Raw genomic sequence first — 17313 nt, forward strand, 5'->3', positions numbered from 1 at the left:
CCCGTAATATGAACACAAAATTATATGTAGGAAATTTGTCCTTTGATGCCACTGAACAAGACTTGAGAGATCTGTTTGGTTCTTATGGTGAAGTGACTGAGCTATTCATGCCAACAGATCGCGACTCTGGAAGACCCAGAGGTTTTGCATTTGTAACCATGGATTCCACCGATTCAATGGGCTCCGCTATTGAAGCCGTGAACGGCCAGGAATTTCAGGGACGAGCCCTGGTTGTCAATGAAGCCAAGCCCCAGGAAAACAGGGGCGGAGGCGGAGGAAACTACCGCAGCAATAACAGCGGCGACAGGCGTGGCGACAACGGCTATGGCCGCAACCGCCGTTATTAATTAAATGGCAAAGGAAGAGCATTGATCTCTTCCTTTCATAAGAGCCAGGTTCTTTATGTACCTGGCTCTTATTATTTTATTCAAGCAGGACGGTTCCACCAGCGGATGGTGGTGGGGGAAACGGGTAAAAGAAAAAGAGAGCAGGGGGCTGTCCTGTGCCTCAGAGGCATGCTGCGCTTATGCCGCAAATGAGGATAAAGGGAGCCGAAAGGATGAGGAAAGGAGGTAAAAAATGGGAAAACGGAAGCCTGGACGACGATGAATAAAGCCCGGGCCGTGTTTTTCCCATGCCTTCAGCCAGGAAAGAAAAAGAGCAGGCGCCTCCTGCATGCGTCCGGAGAGGCGGCTTGTCAAATCATGAAGATAATACCGCGCAGGGAATCCTGCACCCGCGGGAAGGGATTTGGACAAATCTCCTTCCTCTTCGCTTCCTCCTGTTCCGAGTTCCGGAGCAATTCAAAAGCAGAATGCCGTTCCTCTTGGGGAGAAACGGCATCCCGATCAAAAGGCTGTAACTGCCCCCGTTCAGTTCAGGGAAAAGGCACGGATTCTCTTCAAGGATTCCTCTTTCCCCAGCAGGGAGAAAACGGCGGACAGGTCCGGGCCGCCGCTCAGGCCAGTCAGGGCTACGCGGGCGGGGAACATGACCGCTCCCATCTTGACTCCGTTTTCCTTGGCAAAGGCTTTCAGCACGCCGATGAGCTCATGGCCGTCCCATTCCGGCTCCCGTTCCAGCCTGTCCGCCAGTTTGGAAAGTAGTTCCAAGGCTTCCGGCTGGACTTTGGCGAGCGCTTCCGGGTCCATGGAAAGATCGAAGAAGAAACGGATTTTATCCGGAACTTCCGCCAGCGTCTGGACTTTCGTCTGCACGGTGGCGATAGCTTCATCCAGAATGCCGGAATCCGGCAGGCCGGCCTTCAGGCAGAACGGCCGCGCCTTGGCGGCAAATTCTTCCGGAGGCAGGGCGATGATGTGCTGCTGGTTGACCCAGCGGCATTTGGTGATGTCAAACTTGGCGGCGGAGTGGTTGACGGCTTCCAGGGAAAAGCGTTCGATCAGCTCTTGCGGGGAAAAGATTTCCGTGTCGTCCTTCGGGGACCAGCCCAGCAGGGCCAGGAAGTTCATGACGCCTTCCGGCAGGAAGCCCTCCTCCGGATAGGTGCCCAGGGCCGCCCCCACGTCGCGCTTGGACATTTTGGAGCCGTCCTGGTTCAGAATCAGCGGCATGTGCGCAAACACGGGCGGTGTGACGCCGAACGCCTCAAACAGCTGGATGTGCTTGGGCGTGTTCATGATATGGTCCTCCCCGCGGATGACGTGGGTCATGTTCATCTCAATGTCGTCCACCACGTTGACGAAGTGGAAGATGTAGGAGCCGTCCGCGCGGCGGATGGCCATGTCCGGGGTGTTGGAGGCGTCCCGGTAGTCGATGGTGATGTCGCCGCAGATCATGTCGTGGAACGTGACGGGCTTGGAGCGGTCAAAGCGGAAGCGCCATGCGCCGTCGTCCTCATAGACGCGCCCGGCGTCCTGGAGCTTTTTGAAGTAGGCGTCGTAAATATCGTTGCGCTGGCTCTGGAAGTAGGGGCCGCAGTCGCCGCCTTTCATGGGGCCTTCGTCCCAGTCCAGGCCCAGCCATTCCATGCCGGTGAAGATCGCGCGGGTGGCTTCCTCCGTGTTGCGGGCCGTGTCCGTATCCTCAATGCGGAGAATGAAGGTGCCCCCCATCTTGCGGGCGAACAGCCAGTTGAACAGGGCGGTGCGCGCACCGCCGATGTGGAGATAACCCGTGGGAGAAGGCGCGAATCTTGTTCTGACGTGACTCATGATGCGTTAGAGAGTAAGAGCCTGCCTTCCCGCGTCAAGCAGATACAGGGTTTGCATGCCAAAAAAGGCCTGTGGACGGACGGAGCGGGAAGGCAGGCGTTTCCCGGATTTTTTTATGGCGTTGTCGGCCTTGCGGCTTGCGCGGCACGGCCTTTTAGGCTTCATTAAACGCCGTGTTCTTTTTAAAGCACATATTCCGGCTGCGGGAAAAATGGCAAATCCAGCGGGATGATGAAGAGAAGCCTTTTCTGGAGCATTTGGACGATTTGCGCACCATGCTGCTGAGGATGGTGTTCTGCCTGGTGGTCAGCATGCTTTTGTGTGCCGGGTTCGCCTCCAACCTGATGGACATTCTGCGCCGCCCCGTCAACCAGGTATGGGATATGTTCGAGGAATCCCACCTTCCCGCCGGAATAGACCTGGACGCCTGGGGAAAGGCCAAGGAAACGGCCACGGCCGCCGTGGGGCTGGACGCCGCCCAGCGCCGGATCCTGTTCCGGGAGATTTCCCCCCGGCTGGCGGAATTGACGGAAGCCGCCCTGGTTCTCCGTGGAGCGCAGGCCCTGCCGCACGACAGGAAGGAAATTTTTATCAGGGAAGCCAGCCCGGCCCCCGCCGTGCGGGAACTGGCGGAAGCCCTCCATTCCAAGGACGCCGTGCTGACGGACGGAACGGGGAGGGGGGCCCTGAAGATGATGAGCGCCTTCCAGCCGGGCGAGGCGTTCATGCTGACCATCAAGCTTTCCCTGTATGCGGGCGTGGTGATCTCATTTCCCCTGCTGCTGTACTTCCTGCTCCAGTTCATCATTCCCGGCCTGCTGGAGCATGAGCGCAAGCTTCTGTACAAGTGCATGGCGGTCGGCTTCGGGCTGTTTCTGGCCGGCACGCTGTTCTGCTACTTTGTGGTGCTTCCCAGGGTGCTGACGTTCTTCTACACGTATTCCCTGGAATTCGGCATTTCCAACGAATGGCGCATCGGCTACTACCTCTCCTTCGCTACGCAAATGATTCTGATGTTCGGCCTGGCGTTTGAACTGCCCGTGGTAGTGATGCCTTTCGTGAAACTGGGCGTGCTGACCTACGACATGATGAAGGCCACCCGCCGCTATGCCATTGTGGCGATAGCCATTCTGGCCGCAGTCATCACGCCCACGCCGGACGTAGCTACCATGATGCTGATGGCGGTTCCCATGTACGCCCTGTATGAAATCTGCATCATCCTGGCGTGGCTGCATGAGCGCAAGGAAGCCGCCCGCGCCCGCGAAGAGGTGGCGCGCTTTGAAGAAGACTTCAACAACGACAATTCTCCCTACAACTCCTAAGCCATACATCCAACCATCATTACCATGAATCTTCTGGAAATCATCATTCTGGGCATCGTGGAAGGCCTGACCGAATATCTGCCGGTCAGTTCCACTGGGCACCTGCTTCTGACGGAATCCCTGCTGAACATGTCCCAGAGCAAGGAAGCCTTGGATGCCTTGGCCGTCTGTATTCAGGGCGGGGCCATTCTGGCGGTGCTGAGCCTGTACTACCCGCGCGTGAAGACGATGGTGGAGGGTGTCCGCGGCACGAATCCCGCCGGATTCAAGCTTCTGGTCAATTTGATTCTCGCCTTTCTGCCGGCCGCCGTGGTGGGATTGTGCTGCGCCTCCCTGATCAAGGAATACCTGTTCAACACGTACACGGTGGCGTACTCGTGGATCGTAGGCGGCGGCGTGATTCTGGCCTACTGCGCCTGGCGCGCCAGGCAGGGAAAGAGCAATGAAGGCAGCAAGGGAGATTCCATTGAAACCCTGACGCCGGGCAAGGCCCTGACCGTAGGCGTGCTCCAGTGCGTGGCGATGGTTCCCGGCACCAGCCGGAGCCTGATGACCATGCTGGGAGGCATGTTCGTGGGACTGAGCGTGGAAGCCGCTGTGGAATTCAGCTTCCTGCTGGGGCTGATCACGCTGGGGGCGGCCACGGTGCATGATGCGTACAAGGACGGAGCCCTGATGCTGGAAGCCTTCGGCTGGGAGGCCCTGGCCGTCGGAACGGTCGTGAGCTGGTTCTCCGCCTGGCTGGCCGTGAAGTGGATGGTCTCCTACCTTCAGAAACACAGCTTTGCGGTGTTTGGCTGGTACCGCATTGCCATAGGCATCGTGACTCTGGTGCTGCTGTCCCGGGGACTGGTGCATTGAGCCTTTGTTCTCTTCCTTCTCTTCCGGGGGAGGAAAAATACCTCATTCCGCATGGGAGAAGCCGTACAAGCTGGAAGCCTTCCATTCCCGGCAGAGGCTTCCGCGGGGAATTCCTGGCGCTGCAATCCTTTTCATTTCGGCTCATATCAGGTGAATGGTGTCTTTGCGAGTACTTCATAAAACGTTCGCAGTATCGAAATTGCGCCGTTGATTGCAAACAGGGATGCTGAACGTCATCCATGGATGGAAGGCGTTTTTCAACGGAAATTCCGGAGGATGATGCATCTTTCCGCAAATGTAACCTGATTGTAACACACGGCATCTTTTCTTGTGGCATCATGAGGGCATGAAACTGATGCCGTGCTTGATTGCCGTAGTGGCGGGATTGGCCGGGCTGGGACATTCCCAGACACCTGACGGAGACATTGGCGATAGGAGCATCGTCCTGCCGCAGCGGCGGGTGATCCCGCCCGTCAACAGGACCGTGCGCCAGCCCGTCACTCTGGAAAAGGTGAACGCCCTTGTCTGCGTCAACGGACGCAGCGCACAGACCACCCTGGAACTGAGCGTGCATAATGGCGGAAACGTTCCCACGGAGGCGGAACTTGTTCTTCCCGTTCCGGAAGGAGTCGTGGTCAAAGGGTTTTATTACGGAGACGGAAAGGCGTCCTGGCAGGCCTCCCTGATGCCCGCCGACGAAGCGCGCCGCCTGTATGACCGCATTGTGGCGCGCAGGCTGGATCCGGCCCTGCTGGAATTCGCCGGATTCGGCGCCATTCGCTCCAGCGTATTCCCCGTTCCCGCCAAGTCTTCCGTGAAGCTGGGCGTGGTGTACGAACAGTTGCTGACTCCGGTGGACGGACGCCTGGATTACGTGCTCCCCCGGACGGAAGCGCTTTCTGGCCATGCGGCATGGACCATGAGGGTGGAAATCTCCCCCGGAACTGAAGGCATCGGCAATGTGTTCACTCCCTCCCATCCGATGGAACGCCATCGGCTGAAGGATGAAACCCTCGTCCTCACCCTGGCGGAGGAGAAGATGAGTCCGGGGCCTTTCCGCCTGTCATGGATGGAATCCGCCGCCAAAAAGGGGGAGGCCTTTTACGGCCCCGACATCAGCGTCTATGCGGCTCCGGATGCGGAAAACGGCAGGAACGGATATTTTCTGGTCATGCTCGGAAAGGATAGCCCGGGGAATGAAAAGCAAATCCGCCGGGAGCTTACCCTGGTGCTGGACAGGTCCGGCAGCATGCGCGGGGAAAAGCTCGTCAGCATGAAGGAGGCGGCCAAGCAGATCATTTCCGGTCTGAATCCCGGGGAACGTTTCAATATCATCACTTATAACGAAGGTGTGAATCTGTTTGAGGCGGCTCCCGTGGAAAGGAACGCCGCTACGGAAAAAGCGGCGCACGCGTGGCTGGATGCCGTGGTGGCGCGCGGCGGCACGAACATTCATGAAGCTCTGGCGACGGCGCTGGCCCAGCCCTCCCGCGAAGGGATGCTGCCGGTCGTGCTGTTTTTGACGGACGGCCTGCCGACCATCGGCCGGACTTCCGAGAAATCCATTGCCTCCCTGGCCGGAGAGGGCAACAGGGAAGGACGGCGCATTTTCACGATCGGAGTGGGGGAGGATGTAAACGCCCCCCTTCTGAGGCGCATGGCGGAAATTTCCGGCGGATTGCCCTCCTACGTTCTTTCCGGAGAAAACCTGGAACTCAAGCTGGCGCAGGTATTCCACCAGTTGTACGGCCCGGTGTTCCGGAACGTGCGCTATTCCGTCTGCTCCCTGGACGGCAGGGAACAGCCGGGAAGGGTGCAGGATGCCATTCCTTCCGGGCGGCTGCCGGACATCTATTCCGGAGCGCCTGCCGTTTTGGCCGGCAGGTATGTGGGCACGTCTCCTTTTCTGCTGAAAGGAACCTGTCTGGACCGGAGCAACAGGGAACAGTCGTTTTCCGTAGTGGTGGAGCCGGAACGGATTTCCAGCGTGAAAGATGACTTTACGGCCAGAATGTGGGCGGCGCGCAAAATAGGCAGCCTGGAAACCGCCCTGATGGACATGGGAGCGGACCCCGCCCATACGGGAGTGCTGGGAAATGATCCCCGGACCCGGGAACTGGTTGAGGAAATCATGCAGCTTTCCCGGGATTTCGGAATACTGAGTTCGGCGGCCTCCTTCTTTGCGGACGACGGCAGTTCCGCTCCGTGGCGGGGAGAATCTGTCTCCCCCTCGTCCTCGAGGTTCCGGGATTATGGACGGGTGATGCAGGAATCGCGCGAAGGGCTGGGTTCCATCGCCCTGCAGAGAAATGCCGTGGAAAAAAAGAGGGAATTGTCCGTCAACAAATTCAACCGCCAGATGGACAAGCACGGGCGTTCCGTTTCCTTTGAAGGAACGGCCCAGATTGCCCAGAACGGTTATTTCAATCAGAACGGAGTATGGATGGAAAATACGGTCCTGCGCACTCCGGACAAGGAAAGTCCCGTCCGCACCGTGCAAGTGGGTACGCCGGAATACGCCGCCGTGGCGGACAAGCTGATCAGCACGAACCGCCAGGGGCTTCTGGCCCTGGACGGCTCCGTCATGATCCGCCTGGACGGGGAAACCGTGCTGATGCAGAACTCGTTCCCGTAATCCTTTCAACTATAAATCTAACAACAAACACACCAATCATGATGAACCATGCTGTCAAATACTCGCTGGCTTTGCTGGGCTCCGGAGCGCTTTGCGCCTCTGCTGAATCAAAGACTGAACGGCCGGAAAACGTTCCACCTCCGGAACAGGAGGCCGGAACCGGGGCGCTGCCTGCACCTGACTTGAGGCCGATTTCCTTCATCGGAGCGGGAACAGAGAAGAGCGACGCCGAAAAACGGAAAATATATGCCGCAATAGAACGTACGGAAGATCGGAAACTCCGCCGTGAACCTCGGGAAATTCCGGGCATTGCCATTTCAAAGTCCCGTCCGGACAGCCCGGAAGCAGGGGACTTTGTTCTCACCATAAGCCAGGTTTCCTCCGGTCCGGACCGGCAGTCAATTCCTCCGGCTTTACTTGCCACCAGCAAGGCTTCCGGGGATGAGGGAGTGGCGGAAGCGGTCTATTCCATCACCACGGCCGCAAAACCCGAAAAAGGGGGGGGAATTTACGGTAACCATTTCTCAAAAAAAGGGAGATGAACAGACGACTGGCACGGAACCCGGTTCCGTCATTGCGGACCAGCAAAAAAAGGTCGGAACAACCCCGCTGCCGGAAAACGATGGAAAGGCCCCTGGCCACGCCGCCGCGGAAAAGGACGACCGCGCCGTGATTCAGATAGCCCTTCTTCTGGACACTTCCGGCAGCATGCAGGGGCTGATCAATCAGGCCCGCACGTATCTGTGGAAGGTTGTCAACGACATGACGCTGGCGCGCCAGAACGGCAAACTTCCCGCCATCCAGATCGCCCTGTACGAGTACGGGAGCGGCAGGCTGTCCTCCAAAGATGCGTGGGTCCGCCAGGTGCTCCCCTTTACGGACGATCTGGACAAGGTGTCCGATGAACTGTTCAAGTTGAAGACCGGAGGCAGTGAAGAATACTGCGGCGCCGTGATGGACCGGGCCCTGAAGGAATTGAAATGGAATACGGAGAATCCCGACGCCCTGAAGCTGATCTTCATTGCGGGCAACGAACCCTTCAACCAGGGCAATGTGCCCTATGCCCCCGTGATTGCCCGCGGACTGGAATGCGGCATTACCGTGAACACCATTTACTGCGGAAGCGCGGGAGACGGCGATTCCGTGCTTTGGAAGGACGGAGCCAGAAAGGGGGACGGCAGTTTCCTCAATATTGACCACAACGCCGCTCCTCCCGAACCGGAAACCCCCTATGACGCGGAACTTGCCACATTGAACGTTTCCCTGAACGGGACTTATCTGGCGTATGGCTTCCAGGAGGTACGGGCGGAAAAACTGGAAAGACAGGCCCGGCAGGACAAATTGACGGAGGCCGCTTCCCCCGCCGCTGCCGCCGGACGGATCGCGGCAAAAGCCAACAAGGCGGCTTACCGCAACACTTCCTGGGACCTGGTGGACCTTTATGAAGAACAGGGCTCCCGGGCTGTGGAAGAATTGGGCAACACCGGAATTCTCCCGGAAGAGTTGAAGGGAAAGAGCGCGAAGGAGGTTGAAGCGGTCGTGAAGGAGAAGGCGGAGGAACGGGCCAGATTGCAGAAGAAAATTGCCGATGTGGGCAGGCAGCGTGATACGTGGCTGAACAAATGGAAGGCGGAGCAGAGCGCTTCCGGCGGAGGCAAGGCGAATACGCTGGACGACGCCATCATCCAGGCCGTGCGCCGGCAGGCCGGCAGGAAGAAGTTCTCCTTTGTGGAGGAGAACGTGCCATATGAAAATTCCCCTATGAATAAAGAGCAGTAATGAGTGCGCCTGCGGGGTCTCCGGTCTTCCGGCGGCCCCGCAGGAATGCTCCGGCTGAAAAAACTTTTATTCCGTACTTCATTTCCTATACTTATTTTCCCATGCACCGCTACCGCATTCTGGTCGTAGAAGACGATCACGCCATCAGAAACGGGCTTACGGACGCTCTTACGGTGTCCGGCTACGACGTGCTGCCCGTCAAGGACGGCTATGATGCCCTGAACGTGATCCACGCGGAGGATTACGACCTGGCGCTGCTGGATGTGGTTCTGCCCGGGGCAAGCGGTTTTGACCTGCTCAGGCTCATCCGGGAAGACCGGGCGACCGTTCCCATTCTGATGCTGACCGCCAAGGGGGCGGAAGCGGACAAGGTGCGCGGGCTGAAGCTGGGAGCGGACGATTATGTGGTGAAGCCGTTCAGTCTGCTGGAAGTGCTCGCCCGGATAGAGGCGGTGCTGAGACGGTCCCCGGAAAGGCCCCGGACGCTGGACAGGGTGGGGCTGCCGGAGGGATACCTGGATTTTCCCACGCGCTCCCTGGTGCTGGGAGAGGAGCGGATTGTGTTGACGACCAAGGAATTTGACCTGGCCCGCCATCTGGCCGCCAATGCCGGCAGAATCATCACGCGGGAGGAAATCCTGACCAGGGTATGGAAAATGGACCCCCGCCTGGTGGAAACGCGCAGCATTGACACCACCATCGCCCGGCTCCGGGAAAAAATGGGTAAAAGGAATGCCGCCGTCATCCGCACCTTGCGGGGGCAGGGATACGTCTGGGAGGAAACCGCATGATCAGCCGTTTTTCCTTTCATTTCCTGCTTTGGTCCTGTCTGCTGATTCTGGTGGGGGTCATGGGGTGGCTGAGCCATTCCATGCTGAATGCGGAAAAGAGGAGGCTGGCGGAAACGCACCAGATACGCCTGGTGGAGCAGAGCCGCCTGGCCCTGTGGCGCATGGATTCCCTGCTGGCCGCCATGATTGCCGCGGAGAACAACAGGTCTCCCGGAGAATATTTTCTTCAAAACGATGGAACGAGAGACTCCGGCAGGAAGGATGCTTCCGTGCCGGATTTGTCGGAATTTGCCAAGCTGTACTTTCAGATAGACCCGTCGGGGAATGTCTCCTCTCCCCAGACGGGGCCGGGAAGCGTGGTCCATGTAAACCAGTTGAACCGTTCCGGCATGGTGTGCCTGTTGCTGGGGACCGTGAAAAACCAGCATGTTCCGGCGCCCGTTCCACGGAAAAACGAGGAAAAAACGGAGCATGTGGTCGTTTCCGGATCAGTCCATCCCGACGGAATGCAGGCGGAACAGAAGGCGTCCGGGGAAAGGAGTCAGAAGCAGGTGGCCTTTTCCCCCGTTCAGCAGGAAGCCAGGCAGCAGGAACTTGCCGTGGACAGTCAGAAGGCGTTCCAGCAGGGCATTGAGGACTACAACATGCGCAAAAACCTCTCCAACAGCCAGGCGGTGGAATACAACATCACGGTGGAGAAAAAAGTCGGGGAGCTGGCCAGGGAAAAGGGAAAATCTCCATTCAGGGGCGGTACGGAACCGGCAGAGGACAAGGCCACGCCGAAAGCGTTGCCCCTGGCTTCAAAAAAAAGGAAGGAAGTTAAAGGTTCCGCAATCGGGGGCGGCTTTTCTACGGAGAATGGGGTGTTGCATTTCGGCAAAGTGGGGGGCATGCGGGATGAATTCGGGGAACAGGAAGCAGACGGGGAAGCGTTTTCCGCAGTGCAGGATGATGCCGGAGAAATTTTTCCGGAAAGTCTGAAAGAAAAGGGAAGGGAAGAGATGTGCGTGGAACTCTCCAAGGCTCCGGGGAGCTACAAGGAGCTCTCCATTTCCTCTCTCCAGCCCCAGTGGAGTCAGGGTGAGGAATGTTTCCTGACGCGCCGCGTCTCCGACCACGGGCAGGTATGGGTACAGGGTATCTGGCTGGATTGGGAGAAACTGTCCGGCTATCTGTTGAAATCCGTAGCGGATATTCTGCCGGAAGCCACTCTGGAGCCTGCCGGAGAAGGGGAGGAAAGTTATTTGACGCTCGCGGGCATACCGGCCATGCTGAATCCTGGAGGCCTGCCCGACATGGCTGGGAATTCCTTGCGCACGGTCTGGAAATCCATTGCCATGGCGTGGTTCTGCGGCATTCTGGCGCTGTGCGGCGTCATCGGCTTCATGGTCGGTATCATCCGCTTGAGCGAACGGAGGGCCGTATTCGTCTCCGCCGTGACGCATGAACTGAGGACTCCCCTGACCACCTTCAACATGTACACGGAAATGCTTTCCTCCGGCCTGGTCCCCAAGGGCAGGGAAATGGCGTACGTGGACATTCTGAAGGAAGAGGCATCCAGGCTGACGCATCTGGTGGACAATGTGCTGAGCTATGCGCGCGTGGAAAAAAACTCCGTAACCCTCCGGCCGGAAAGAATTTCCGTTCCGGCCCTGGCTTCTTCCATCATTGCCCGCATTTCTCCCCGTCTGGCGGCTTCCGGCATGGATTCCCAGCTCTTCATAGCGCCGGAACTCCAGTCGGAATCCGTCATGGCGGACATGACTGCCGTGGAACAGATCGTGTACAATCTGGCGGACAATGCCGCCAAATACGCCCGGTTTGACGGAAGCATCCTGAAACTGAAGCTGACCCGGGAAAAACGGTTTCTGGTGATCCGGGTGGAGGACGGAGGGAAAGGCATTTCCGAATCCCTGCGGAGGAAATTATTCCGTCCCTTTTCCCGGTCTGCGGAGGAAGCGGCCGGAAAACAGCCTGGCGTGGGGCTGGGCCTGGCCCTGTCCCGTGAACTGGCCAGAGGCATGGGAGGAGAACTGTGGCTGGAAGAAAGCTCCGGAAACGGAAGCCGCTTTGCCCTCAAGCTGCCGCTTGTCAGGGACTAACCGTCAATCTCCATTCAGAGATGGAACACCCGGCAGGGCATCTGCTTCATTGATGATGCGGAAGGCGGTTTTGGTGCAAACAGGGCCATTCAACCAGGGGCTTGAATGAGGTGTAGATGTCCGCATTCTGAACGCTGAAATGGGAACAATGACTTTCCCACAGCCCTTGGACTACCGGGAGCTTGCCCCCGGCCAGGAATACAGCGTCACGATTCCGGTGTGCCTGGATGAAGTCAAGCTGGAAAACTGGAAACAATGTTCTTGTGAACTCGAAACGCACTATTATAATCAACAGGGTAAAAATTGTTTTCTGGGGACTCTACGGGCAATATCCAAACTTTTATTGTAATGAAAAAAATCTTACGGTATTTAGGAATTTTGGTTTGCCTGTCCCTCCATGCTGCGGCATGGGGGGACATGGCCGACAATGGAGTGGAATGTTCTGTGGTGATGGAAAAGACCCGGTTTGATGTGAGGGAGGCTTTCCCGGACTTCAAGCTGGTGTTCACCAACAAGGGCGAAAAAATCGTGCGCCTTTTCGACGATTTCTATCCCCTGAAGGATGACGGGCCGAATATCCACATCGAAATATGGCGCAAGGTAAATGGAGAGAGAAAAGGTCCTCTAGCCTGGTACAGTCCCATGTATAAAATCGAACGGGTAGGGGCCTTGATGCGTTTCATTACATTGAAGCCGGGAGAAAAGTATGAAGTGCCCGTCAAGGAAGCTTACCTGTTGCTGGTGTATCTTGAACATCTTCGCAATCGCGAGAGCTATGAGTTGGAAGTAAGATTCCATGATGGATATGGAGAATCCGGTGTTCAGACGGATTATGTAGGGAAAGCAGATTTTAAGACGGTGAGCCGGGCCCCAAAAGGAGTTTATTCTCCATAGTCGTTTCATAGGACTCTCTGGATAACATTTAAACTTGTGCTGTGATGAAAAAAATCTTCCTATGTTTTGGAATTCTAACAAGCCTATTCCTCCATGCGGTAGCATGGGGGGACATGGCCGACAACGGAGTGGAATGCTCCGTGGTGATGGAAAAGACCCGGTTTGATGCGAGGGAGGCTTTCCCGGACTTTAAGCTGGTGTTCACGAACAAGGGCGAAAAAACCGTTCGCCTTTTCGACGACTTCTATCCTGTTAAAGAAGATGGACCAAATATTATCATAAGAGTTTACAGGAAGGAGGGGGAAAAAAAGAAAAAGATAGCTGTATATTATGCGAATTATAAGATTCAACGTGGCTTGGCAACTCCCATGAATTTCATTATATTGAAGCCCGGAGAGAAGCACGACGTTCCTATCAAGGATGTTCATTTGCTGTTGGTGTATCTTCCAACACATATGCAGCATGCGGCCAACGGGAAAGATTATATGCTGGAAGTACGTTTTTACGACGGATATGGAGACCCGGGTTTCTGGAGGGAATATGTAGGAAAACAGGATTTTAGCATGGTAGATCAATCTCCCTATAGAGGGCAATATCCCGGTGAACGACGATAGAACATTTGTTTTTATTCCGGTCAGCGGAGAAGAAAACGGAATATTTCTCCATACAGTTATGAACAAGGTTTGTCTCTTCGTCAATTTGCTGGTTGGCCTGTTGCTTGCCGGAGCCGCTTTGGGTGATCAGGCTGACAACGGCTTGGAATGCACCATCAAGATGGAAAAAACTTTCTTTGACGTAAGAGACAGGCTGAGGGATTTTACACTCGTTTTTACCAATAAGGGAAAAGAGCCTGTTCGTCTTTATGATGACTTTTATCCTGAGCCAACGTTAGGTCCGCGTATCAAGATAGAACTTTGGAGCCGGCAAACAGGAAAAAAGAAAAAATTAGTTGGTTCGTATATAGGCGCTTATCATGTTAACAAGATGTTTCAGAACATCCGTTTTATTACCTTGAAAGCTGGGGAGAAACATGAAGTACCCATTAAGGACGTTTACTTGCTGGTGAACTTTATCCCTGAAACGCTACGTTTGTCCAAGGGGGAAATCTACTTGCTGGAAGTGGAGTTTGTAGATGAACGCGGAGAACCGGGAGTCCGAAGGGTGTACAAGGGAACGACAACGTTGGTCACTAAACCTTAATGACGATTGAAAAATCCCCCGGTTCCTGATTGCCGGAACCGGGGGATGGCATTTTTATTCAGCTGGCGCCGTTATCTTCTGGACGGGGCGGCGTGTGACGGGCTGCCCCCGGATGGGGAAGGGCGTGATGGTGCCGCGGCCGGAGGTGAAGAAGGCCGGGGAGGCGCACTGGCGGAAGGTGGCGGAGAGGACGGCCTGGAAGGGGGAGGACTGCTGGGCCTGCTCATGCCGGAATTGCCGGGCCGCGGGCCGCTCGGCCTGATCTGCGGGGCAGACGGGCGGCTTGGCCGGCTGGCTTCCGGTCTGCTTATTCCGGGACGGTTATTGCTCGGGTTGACGACTCCGGGACGGTGGGAACTGCCGCCGGGCCTGTTGATCTGCGGAGGCCGGGAAGGATTGCCCGGTCTGTTGAATTCCGGACGATTGTTCGGCCTGCCGGGCTGAATTCCGGGTCTGTTGTCTCCGGGACGATTGACCCCCGGACGGTTATGGCTTCCGCCGGGATTTACTACCGGAGGCCGGGAAGGGGAGCCGGGCCTGTTGATTTCCGGCCGATGATTGGGCCTGCCGGGCTGAACTCCCGGCCTGTTGTCGCCGGGGCGGTGGTTCGGACGGAAATGGTCGGGCCTGTACTGGGGCTTCATGGGCGGTCTTGCCATGGGGCGGCAGTTGTGAGGGCGGATGTAATGGCCCCGGTAATAGGGTGCCGGTCCCCACGTGGGAATGTAGTAATTGGGCCGGATCAGGCTGATGGAATAAATGGGGCTGCCGAACGTGTCATAGGCATAGATGGGCCTGCCGCCGTAATACCCGTAAATGGGATAGCCGGAATTGTCATACATGTAGGAAACGCTGGAACCGCCGCTGCTGTAGGAGCCCGCTACGCTAAAATTGTCGTAGTAAGGATCATAGCAGCTGGACAGGGCACAGCCTACGGCCGCCGCCAGCATGGAGTTTTTCAGAAGGTCATATACTTTCATGATGTTAAATTCTTTCAGGGTTTGTCTCCCTTTACATGAAAAGCGCTGAAAGAAATGCACATTTGTTTAAAATATTTTTGCTTGGAACGCGACTTCCTTTTGTCTTAAACTGCAAAAACGTTCTACGCGATGGGTATTCTCTTTCAAGATAAAAAAATAGGCCTTGCCCTTTTGTGCGACAATGCGCCCTATACGCTTGCCATGACACTGGCGTCTTATGAACGGACCGGATTGCTGGACTATCTGGATGCCGCATGCGTCGTTTATCCGGAAGGGGGGGACAAAGTGGAGCATACGGCCCGCGTCTGCGGTATTCCCGCCGTGCCCTCCAGCATGGAGGGCGGATTCGTCGGAGCCCTGGCTACGGCTGTCACTACACTGGACACGGATTACGTGCTGCTGGCGGAGGACGACTGCATGGTATGGGAGCATTTGCGCGGGGAAACGCTGGAAAAGCAACTGAAACAGGCGCTGGACCTGCTGGTTTCCGGGCAGGCGGACATGGTGAGGCTGCGCCATGCCTGGCGCGGAAGCACCCGCTACAAGGCGGCTTATACGTACTCCTATTTTTACCCTGTGGAACAACTGGCCACCCTGTGGATGCATGCGGAAGGCCTGTCCGAAGCGCCGGACTGGATCAAAAGCATGCGCCGTTTCTTCCACCCCGTCCGTTCCAAGCGTTCCATCGGCCGCTGCGTGTATGTGGAACAGAACCCTCATCTGCGTTTTCCCCAGTACATCAGGAAGATCGAAGGGGGGTATATCATTGACAGCGAGGTTTTCGAATGGACCAACCAGCCCACGCTCATTGCCCGTTCCAGAATGAGGCAGATACTGGCGGGGCTGGCCCAGGCCCAGGGAAACATCGGCAAGCTTCCCCAGGATTTTGAAAATGCCGTCAACAACCCCCGCTGGCGGGATGCCCATATGAACATAGGCGTCATACGGGGAATTTTTACTTAAAGAGAAGCCATGGCGGAGGAGGGCAGTCCAACTACATGGTATGAATGCACCCGGTGCGGCGCCTGCTGCCGCTGGGCCGGCGACGTATGCATTGAGGAGGATGAAGTACGTGAAATCGCCCTCTTCCTGGAGATGGACGAACAGGCATTCATCAATGAATGCTGCCGCCTGCGGGCCAACCGCAAAGGCTTGTCCATCAAGGATGCGGCGGACGGCGCCTGCCTGATGCTGACGGAAAACGGCTGCCGGATCAATCCCGTCAAACCGCGCCAGTGCCGCGATTTCCCCAATAAATGGAACTTTCCCGGTTGGCGGGAGTTGTGCCGTGCGCGGGAAGTGAATCAGACACCGGAACCCCGGTAGGAGGAAAGACGGTCTCAACAAGCCTGCCTGCGGCGTTTCCATGCCAGACAGAGCAGGGCGGCCAGGCTCAAAGTGGCGGTGCCCGGTTCCGGAATTAGCGCCAGCGCATTGCCTACATCCGTGGAGAGCCCGTACACTCCCTTGATGAAAAATTCGCGGTCCTCCCGTTGGTACCAGCCGTCTTCCGTCGTCTGGAAGTACAGGCCGCCGTCTTCGCCTGTGTAGCAGGCCACTTCAAACATACCATTGGAGGAGTGGTAGCCGTATTGGAGATCGTCGGAATCCGTCAGATACATTTTCGTCAGCAGGGAAGTCTGGTCGTCATATTCCACTCCCCACAGGGTGATGGCGTGCGCCGTTTTCCCCAGAGTGTCGCCAATGCTGAGCGTCAGGCCGTATCCCTCATTCAAACGGTCCAGAATATACTGGGAGGAAGCGGAATAGGAAGTGGCATTGTAGGCGCTGGTCAAGAAAAACGCCTGATTTTCAGAAAAAATGCTCCGGTAATATCCTCCCGCGGCGGCGCCTTCCTTAAGCTGGGACCATCCTTCCAATCCCGCAGGCGGATAATTCCCGGAAAGCCACCATTGGAACGCATAAGAGGCGTTTCCTCCCAAATCCGTGAAGGAATCCTTGAAGGTTGTCCATACGGCCTCTCCGGTGGGAGTTCCGGATGGAATGACGTACCTGTCCTGCCACCAGTTGAGAATATTGCTGGCGGAGGCGGCCCAGCAAAGATTGTCGTCTCCCGGAGCAAGCGTTTTATTGGCGTCATACCATCCTTTCTGCGGAGAAACGCCCCAGGTCCAGGTTTCCAGAAGTTCGGCGTTTGCGCAAGATGCGGCAAATGTGCAAATTGCGATCAGGGAGAGAGGCTTCATGATCATGTCAAGTTGGAGATATTGTGTAATCCTTAGCGGATTTGGAATCCGGAAGGTTCCTGTACGGGAATAAGCCATTTCTTTCCTCGGTCTGCTTCAGCATTTGACGTTCCCGTGCCGCAGTAAATTTTCCCGGTTTTACTGATAAATACAAGTTACTGGGAGTAAAGGAGCTCTCTTCTCTCCTGCATAAGTCTTGAACGGCACAGGCGAAAGAAAAATTCTCCGTGGCGCAGATTTGGAAATCATTCATCGGCGAAGGCGGCAAGCTTCGTTTTCCAAGTGAAAAAGACTCCTGACCCAACGCCAGGAATGAGCCTAAATGTTTTCCTCTCAAAATTGTAGTTTGACTCCGGATTCCAAATCCG

Annotated in this window: 16 protein-coding genes; 12 read left to right on the forward strand and 4 right to left on the reverse strand. The window is 56.4% G+C overall.

Translation table 11 applies throughout. The features are described from left to right. Window positions 1-8 precede the first annotated feature (8 nt). The gene (locus HMPREF3039_RS01410; protein ID WP_067573451.1) at window positions 9-347 is read left to right on the forward strand and encodes an RNA recognition motif domain-containing protein; all 339 of its coding nucleotides are present in this window, start codon (window positions 9-11) and stop codon (window positions 345-347) included. A 525-nt stretch (window positions 348-872) separates the two neighbouring features. Here HMPREF3039_RS01410 and gltX read toward each other — a convergent pair. Next, window positions 873-2174 carry a glutamate--tRNA ligase gene (gene gltX, locus HMPREF3039_RS01420; RefSeq protein ID WP_067573447.1) on the reverse strand — a complete coding sequence of 434 codons (1302 nt, stop codon included), beginning with the start codon at window positions 2172-2174 and terminating at the stop codon, window positions 873-875. A gap of 173 nt (window positions 2175-2347) precedes the next feature. On the opposite strand from gltX, the gene tatC reads away from it, so the two are divergent. The 9 genes from tatC (at window position 2348) to HMPREF3039_RS01475 (ending at window position 13758) form a co-directional block, all read left to right on the forward strand. Continuing rightward, window positions 2348-3496 (forward strand): twin-arginine translocase subunit TatC, encoded by a 1149-nt coding sequence (gene tatC / locus HMPREF3039_RS01425; RefSeq protein WP_067573445.1) that lies wholly within the window; start codon window positions 2348-2350, stop codon window positions 3494-3496. Between the two features lie 24 nt (window positions 3497-3520). Continuing rightward, entirely contained in the window at window positions 3521-4357 is an 837-nt protein-coding gene (locus HMPREF3039_RS01430) for an undecaprenyl-diphosphate phosphatase (protein ID WP_067951858.1), read from the forward strand. 346 nt (window positions 4358-4703) lie between these two features. Beyond that, window positions 4704-6992, forward strand: coding sequence for a VWA domain-containing protein (locus tag HMPREF3039_RS01435; protein ID WP_067573440.1), 2289 nt, complete (start codon window positions 4704-4706; stop codon window positions 6990-6992). A 669-nt stretch (window positions 6993-7661) separates the two neighbouring features. Next, window positions 7662-8771, forward strand: a complete 1110-nt coding sequence (locus tag HMPREF3039_RS01445) for a vWA domain-containing protein (protein ID WP_067573437.1) — start codon at window positions 7662-7664, stop codon at window positions 8769-8771. Continuing rightward, window positions 8771-9562 (forward strand): response regulator transcription factor, encoded by a 792-nt coding sequence (locus HMPREF3039_RS01450; RefSeq protein WP_067951860.1) that lies wholly within the window; start codon window positions 8771-8773, stop codon window positions 9560-9562. Before HMPREF3039_RS01445 ends, HMPREF3039_RS01450 begins: the two co-directional genes overlap by 1 nt. Further along, on the forward strand, window positions 9559-11664 hold the full coding sequence (locus HMPREF3039_RS01455; RefSeq protein ID WP_067573435.1) for a sensor histidine kinase: 2106 nt from the start codon (window positions 9559-9561) through the stop codon (window positions 11662-11664). Before HMPREF3039_RS01450 ends, HMPREF3039_RS01455 begins: the two co-directional genes overlap by 4 nt. 348 nt (window positions 11665-12012) lie before the next feature. After that, complete coding sequence (locus tag HMPREF3039_RS01465; protein WP_067573431.1) at window positions 12013-12558, forward strand: hypothetical protein; 546 nt, start codon at window positions 12013-12015, stop codon at window positions 12556-12558. A 113-nt stretch (window positions 12559-12671) separates the two neighbouring features. After that, window positions 12672-13172, forward strand: a complete 501-nt coding sequence (locus tag HMPREF3039_RS01470; RefSeq protein ID WP_231863816.1) for a hypothetical protein — start codon at window positions 12672-12674, stop codon at window positions 13170-13172. Further along, on the forward strand, window positions 13159-13758 hold the full coding sequence (locus HMPREF3039_RS01475) for a hypothetical protein (RefSeq protein ID WP_167506759.1): 600 nt from the start codon (window positions 13159-13161) through the stop codon (window positions 13756-13758). Before HMPREF3039_RS01470 ends, HMPREF3039_RS01475 begins: the two co-directional genes overlap by 14 nt. 71 nt (window positions 13759-13829) lie before the next feature. On the opposite strand, the gene HMPREF3039_RS14005 is transcribed toward HMPREF3039_RS01475, so the two are convergent. Continuing rightward, window positions 13830-14738, reverse strand: a complete 909-nt coding sequence (locus HMPREF3039_RS14005; RefSeq protein ID WP_067573426.1) for a hypothetical protein — start codon at window positions 14736-14738, stop codon at window positions 13830-13832. Window positions 14739-14867: 129 nt separating this feature from the next. Here HMPREF3039_RS14005 and HMPREF3039_RS01485 point away from each other — a divergent pair, with 129 nt between their 5' ends. Continuing rightward, window positions 14868-15701 (forward strand): hypothetical protein, encoded by an 834-nt coding sequence (locus tag HMPREF3039_RS01485; protein ID WP_067982209.1) that lies wholly within the window; start codon window positions 14868-14870, stop codon window positions 15699-15701. 9 nt (window positions 15702-15710) lie between these two features. After that, complete coding sequence (locus HMPREF3039_RS01490; RefSeq protein WP_067573422.1) at window positions 15711-16064, forward strand: YkgJ family cysteine cluster protein; 354 nt, start codon at window positions 15711-15713, stop codon at window positions 16062-16064. 14 nt (window positions 16065-16078) lie between these two features. Here the strand turns inward: HMPREF3039_RS01490 and HMPREF3039_RS01495 are convergent, their stop codons facing one another. Then, window positions 16079-16945 carry an IdeS/Mac family cysteine endopeptidase gene (locus HMPREF3039_RS01495; protein ID WP_197483350.1) on the reverse strand — a complete coding sequence of 289 codons (867 nt, stop codon included), beginning with the start codon at window positions 16943-16945 and terminating at the stop codon, window positions 16079-16081. A 7-nt stretch (window positions 16946-16952) separates the two neighbouring features. Then, on the reverse strand, window positions 16953-17313 hold a 361-nt coding region (locus HMPREF3039_RS14255), incomplete at its 5' end, for a hypothetical protein (RefSeq protein WP_231863817.1).

Origin of the sequence: Akkermansia sp. KLE1798, from assembly GCF_001580195.1 — a bacterium.
Classification (GTDB): domain Bacteria; phylum Verrucomicrobiota; class Verrucomicrobiia; order Verrucomicrobiales; family Akkermansiaceae; genus Akkermansia; species Akkermansia biwaensis.

Bases quoted from the DNA above. Each gene is read 5' to 3' on its own strand.
- HMPREF3039_RS01470 (WP_231863816.1), top strand. From the start codon at position 12,672: ATGGCCGACAACGGAGTGGAATGCTCCGTGGTGATGGAAAAGACCCGG.
- HMPREF3039_RS14005 (WP_067573426.1), bottom strand. From the start codon at position 14,738: ATGAAAGTATATGACCTTCTGAAAAACTCCATGCTGGCGGCGGCCGTA.
- gltX (WP_067573447.1), bottom strand. From the start codon at position 2,174: ATGAGTCACGTCAGAACAAGATTCGCGCCTTCTCCCACGGGTTATCTC.
- HMPREF3039_RS01430 (WP_067951858.1), top strand. From the start codon at position 3,521: ATGAATCTTCTGGAAATCATCATTCTGGGCATCGTGGAAGGCCTGACC.
- HMPREF3039_RS01435 (WP_067573440.1), top strand. From the start codon at position 4,704: ATGAAACTGATGCCGTGCTTGATTGCCGTAGTGGCGGGATTGGCCGGG.
- HMPREF3039_RS01485 (WP_067982209.1), top strand. From the start codon at position 14,868: ATGGGTATTCTCTTTCAAGATAAAAAAATAGGCCTTGCCCTTTTGTGC.
- HMPREF3039_RS01410 (WP_067573451.1), top strand. From the start codon at position 9: ATGAACACAAAATTATATGTAGGAAATTTGTCCTTTGATGCCACTGAA.
- HMPREF3039_RS01455 (WP_067573435.1), top strand. From the start codon at position 9,559: ATGATCAGCCGTTTTTCCTTTCATTTCCTGCTTTGGTCCTGTCTGCTG.
- HMPREF3039_RS01490 (WP_067573422.1), top strand. From the start codon at position 15,711: ATGGCGGAGGAGGGCAGTCCAACTACATGGTATGAATGCACCCGGTGC.
- HMPREF3039_RS01450 (WP_067951860.1), top strand. From the start codon at position 8,771: ATGAGTGCGCCTGCGGGGTCTCCGGTCTTCCGGCGGCCCCGCAGGAAT.
- HMPREF3039_RS01465 (WP_067573431.1), top strand. From the start codon at position 12,013: ATGAAAAAAATCTTACGGTATTTAGGAATTTTGGTTTGCCTGTCCCTC.
- HMPREF3039_RS01495 (WP_197483350.1), bottom strand. From the start codon at position 16,945: ATGAAGCCTCTCTCCCTGATCGCAATTTGCACATTTGCCGCATCTTGC.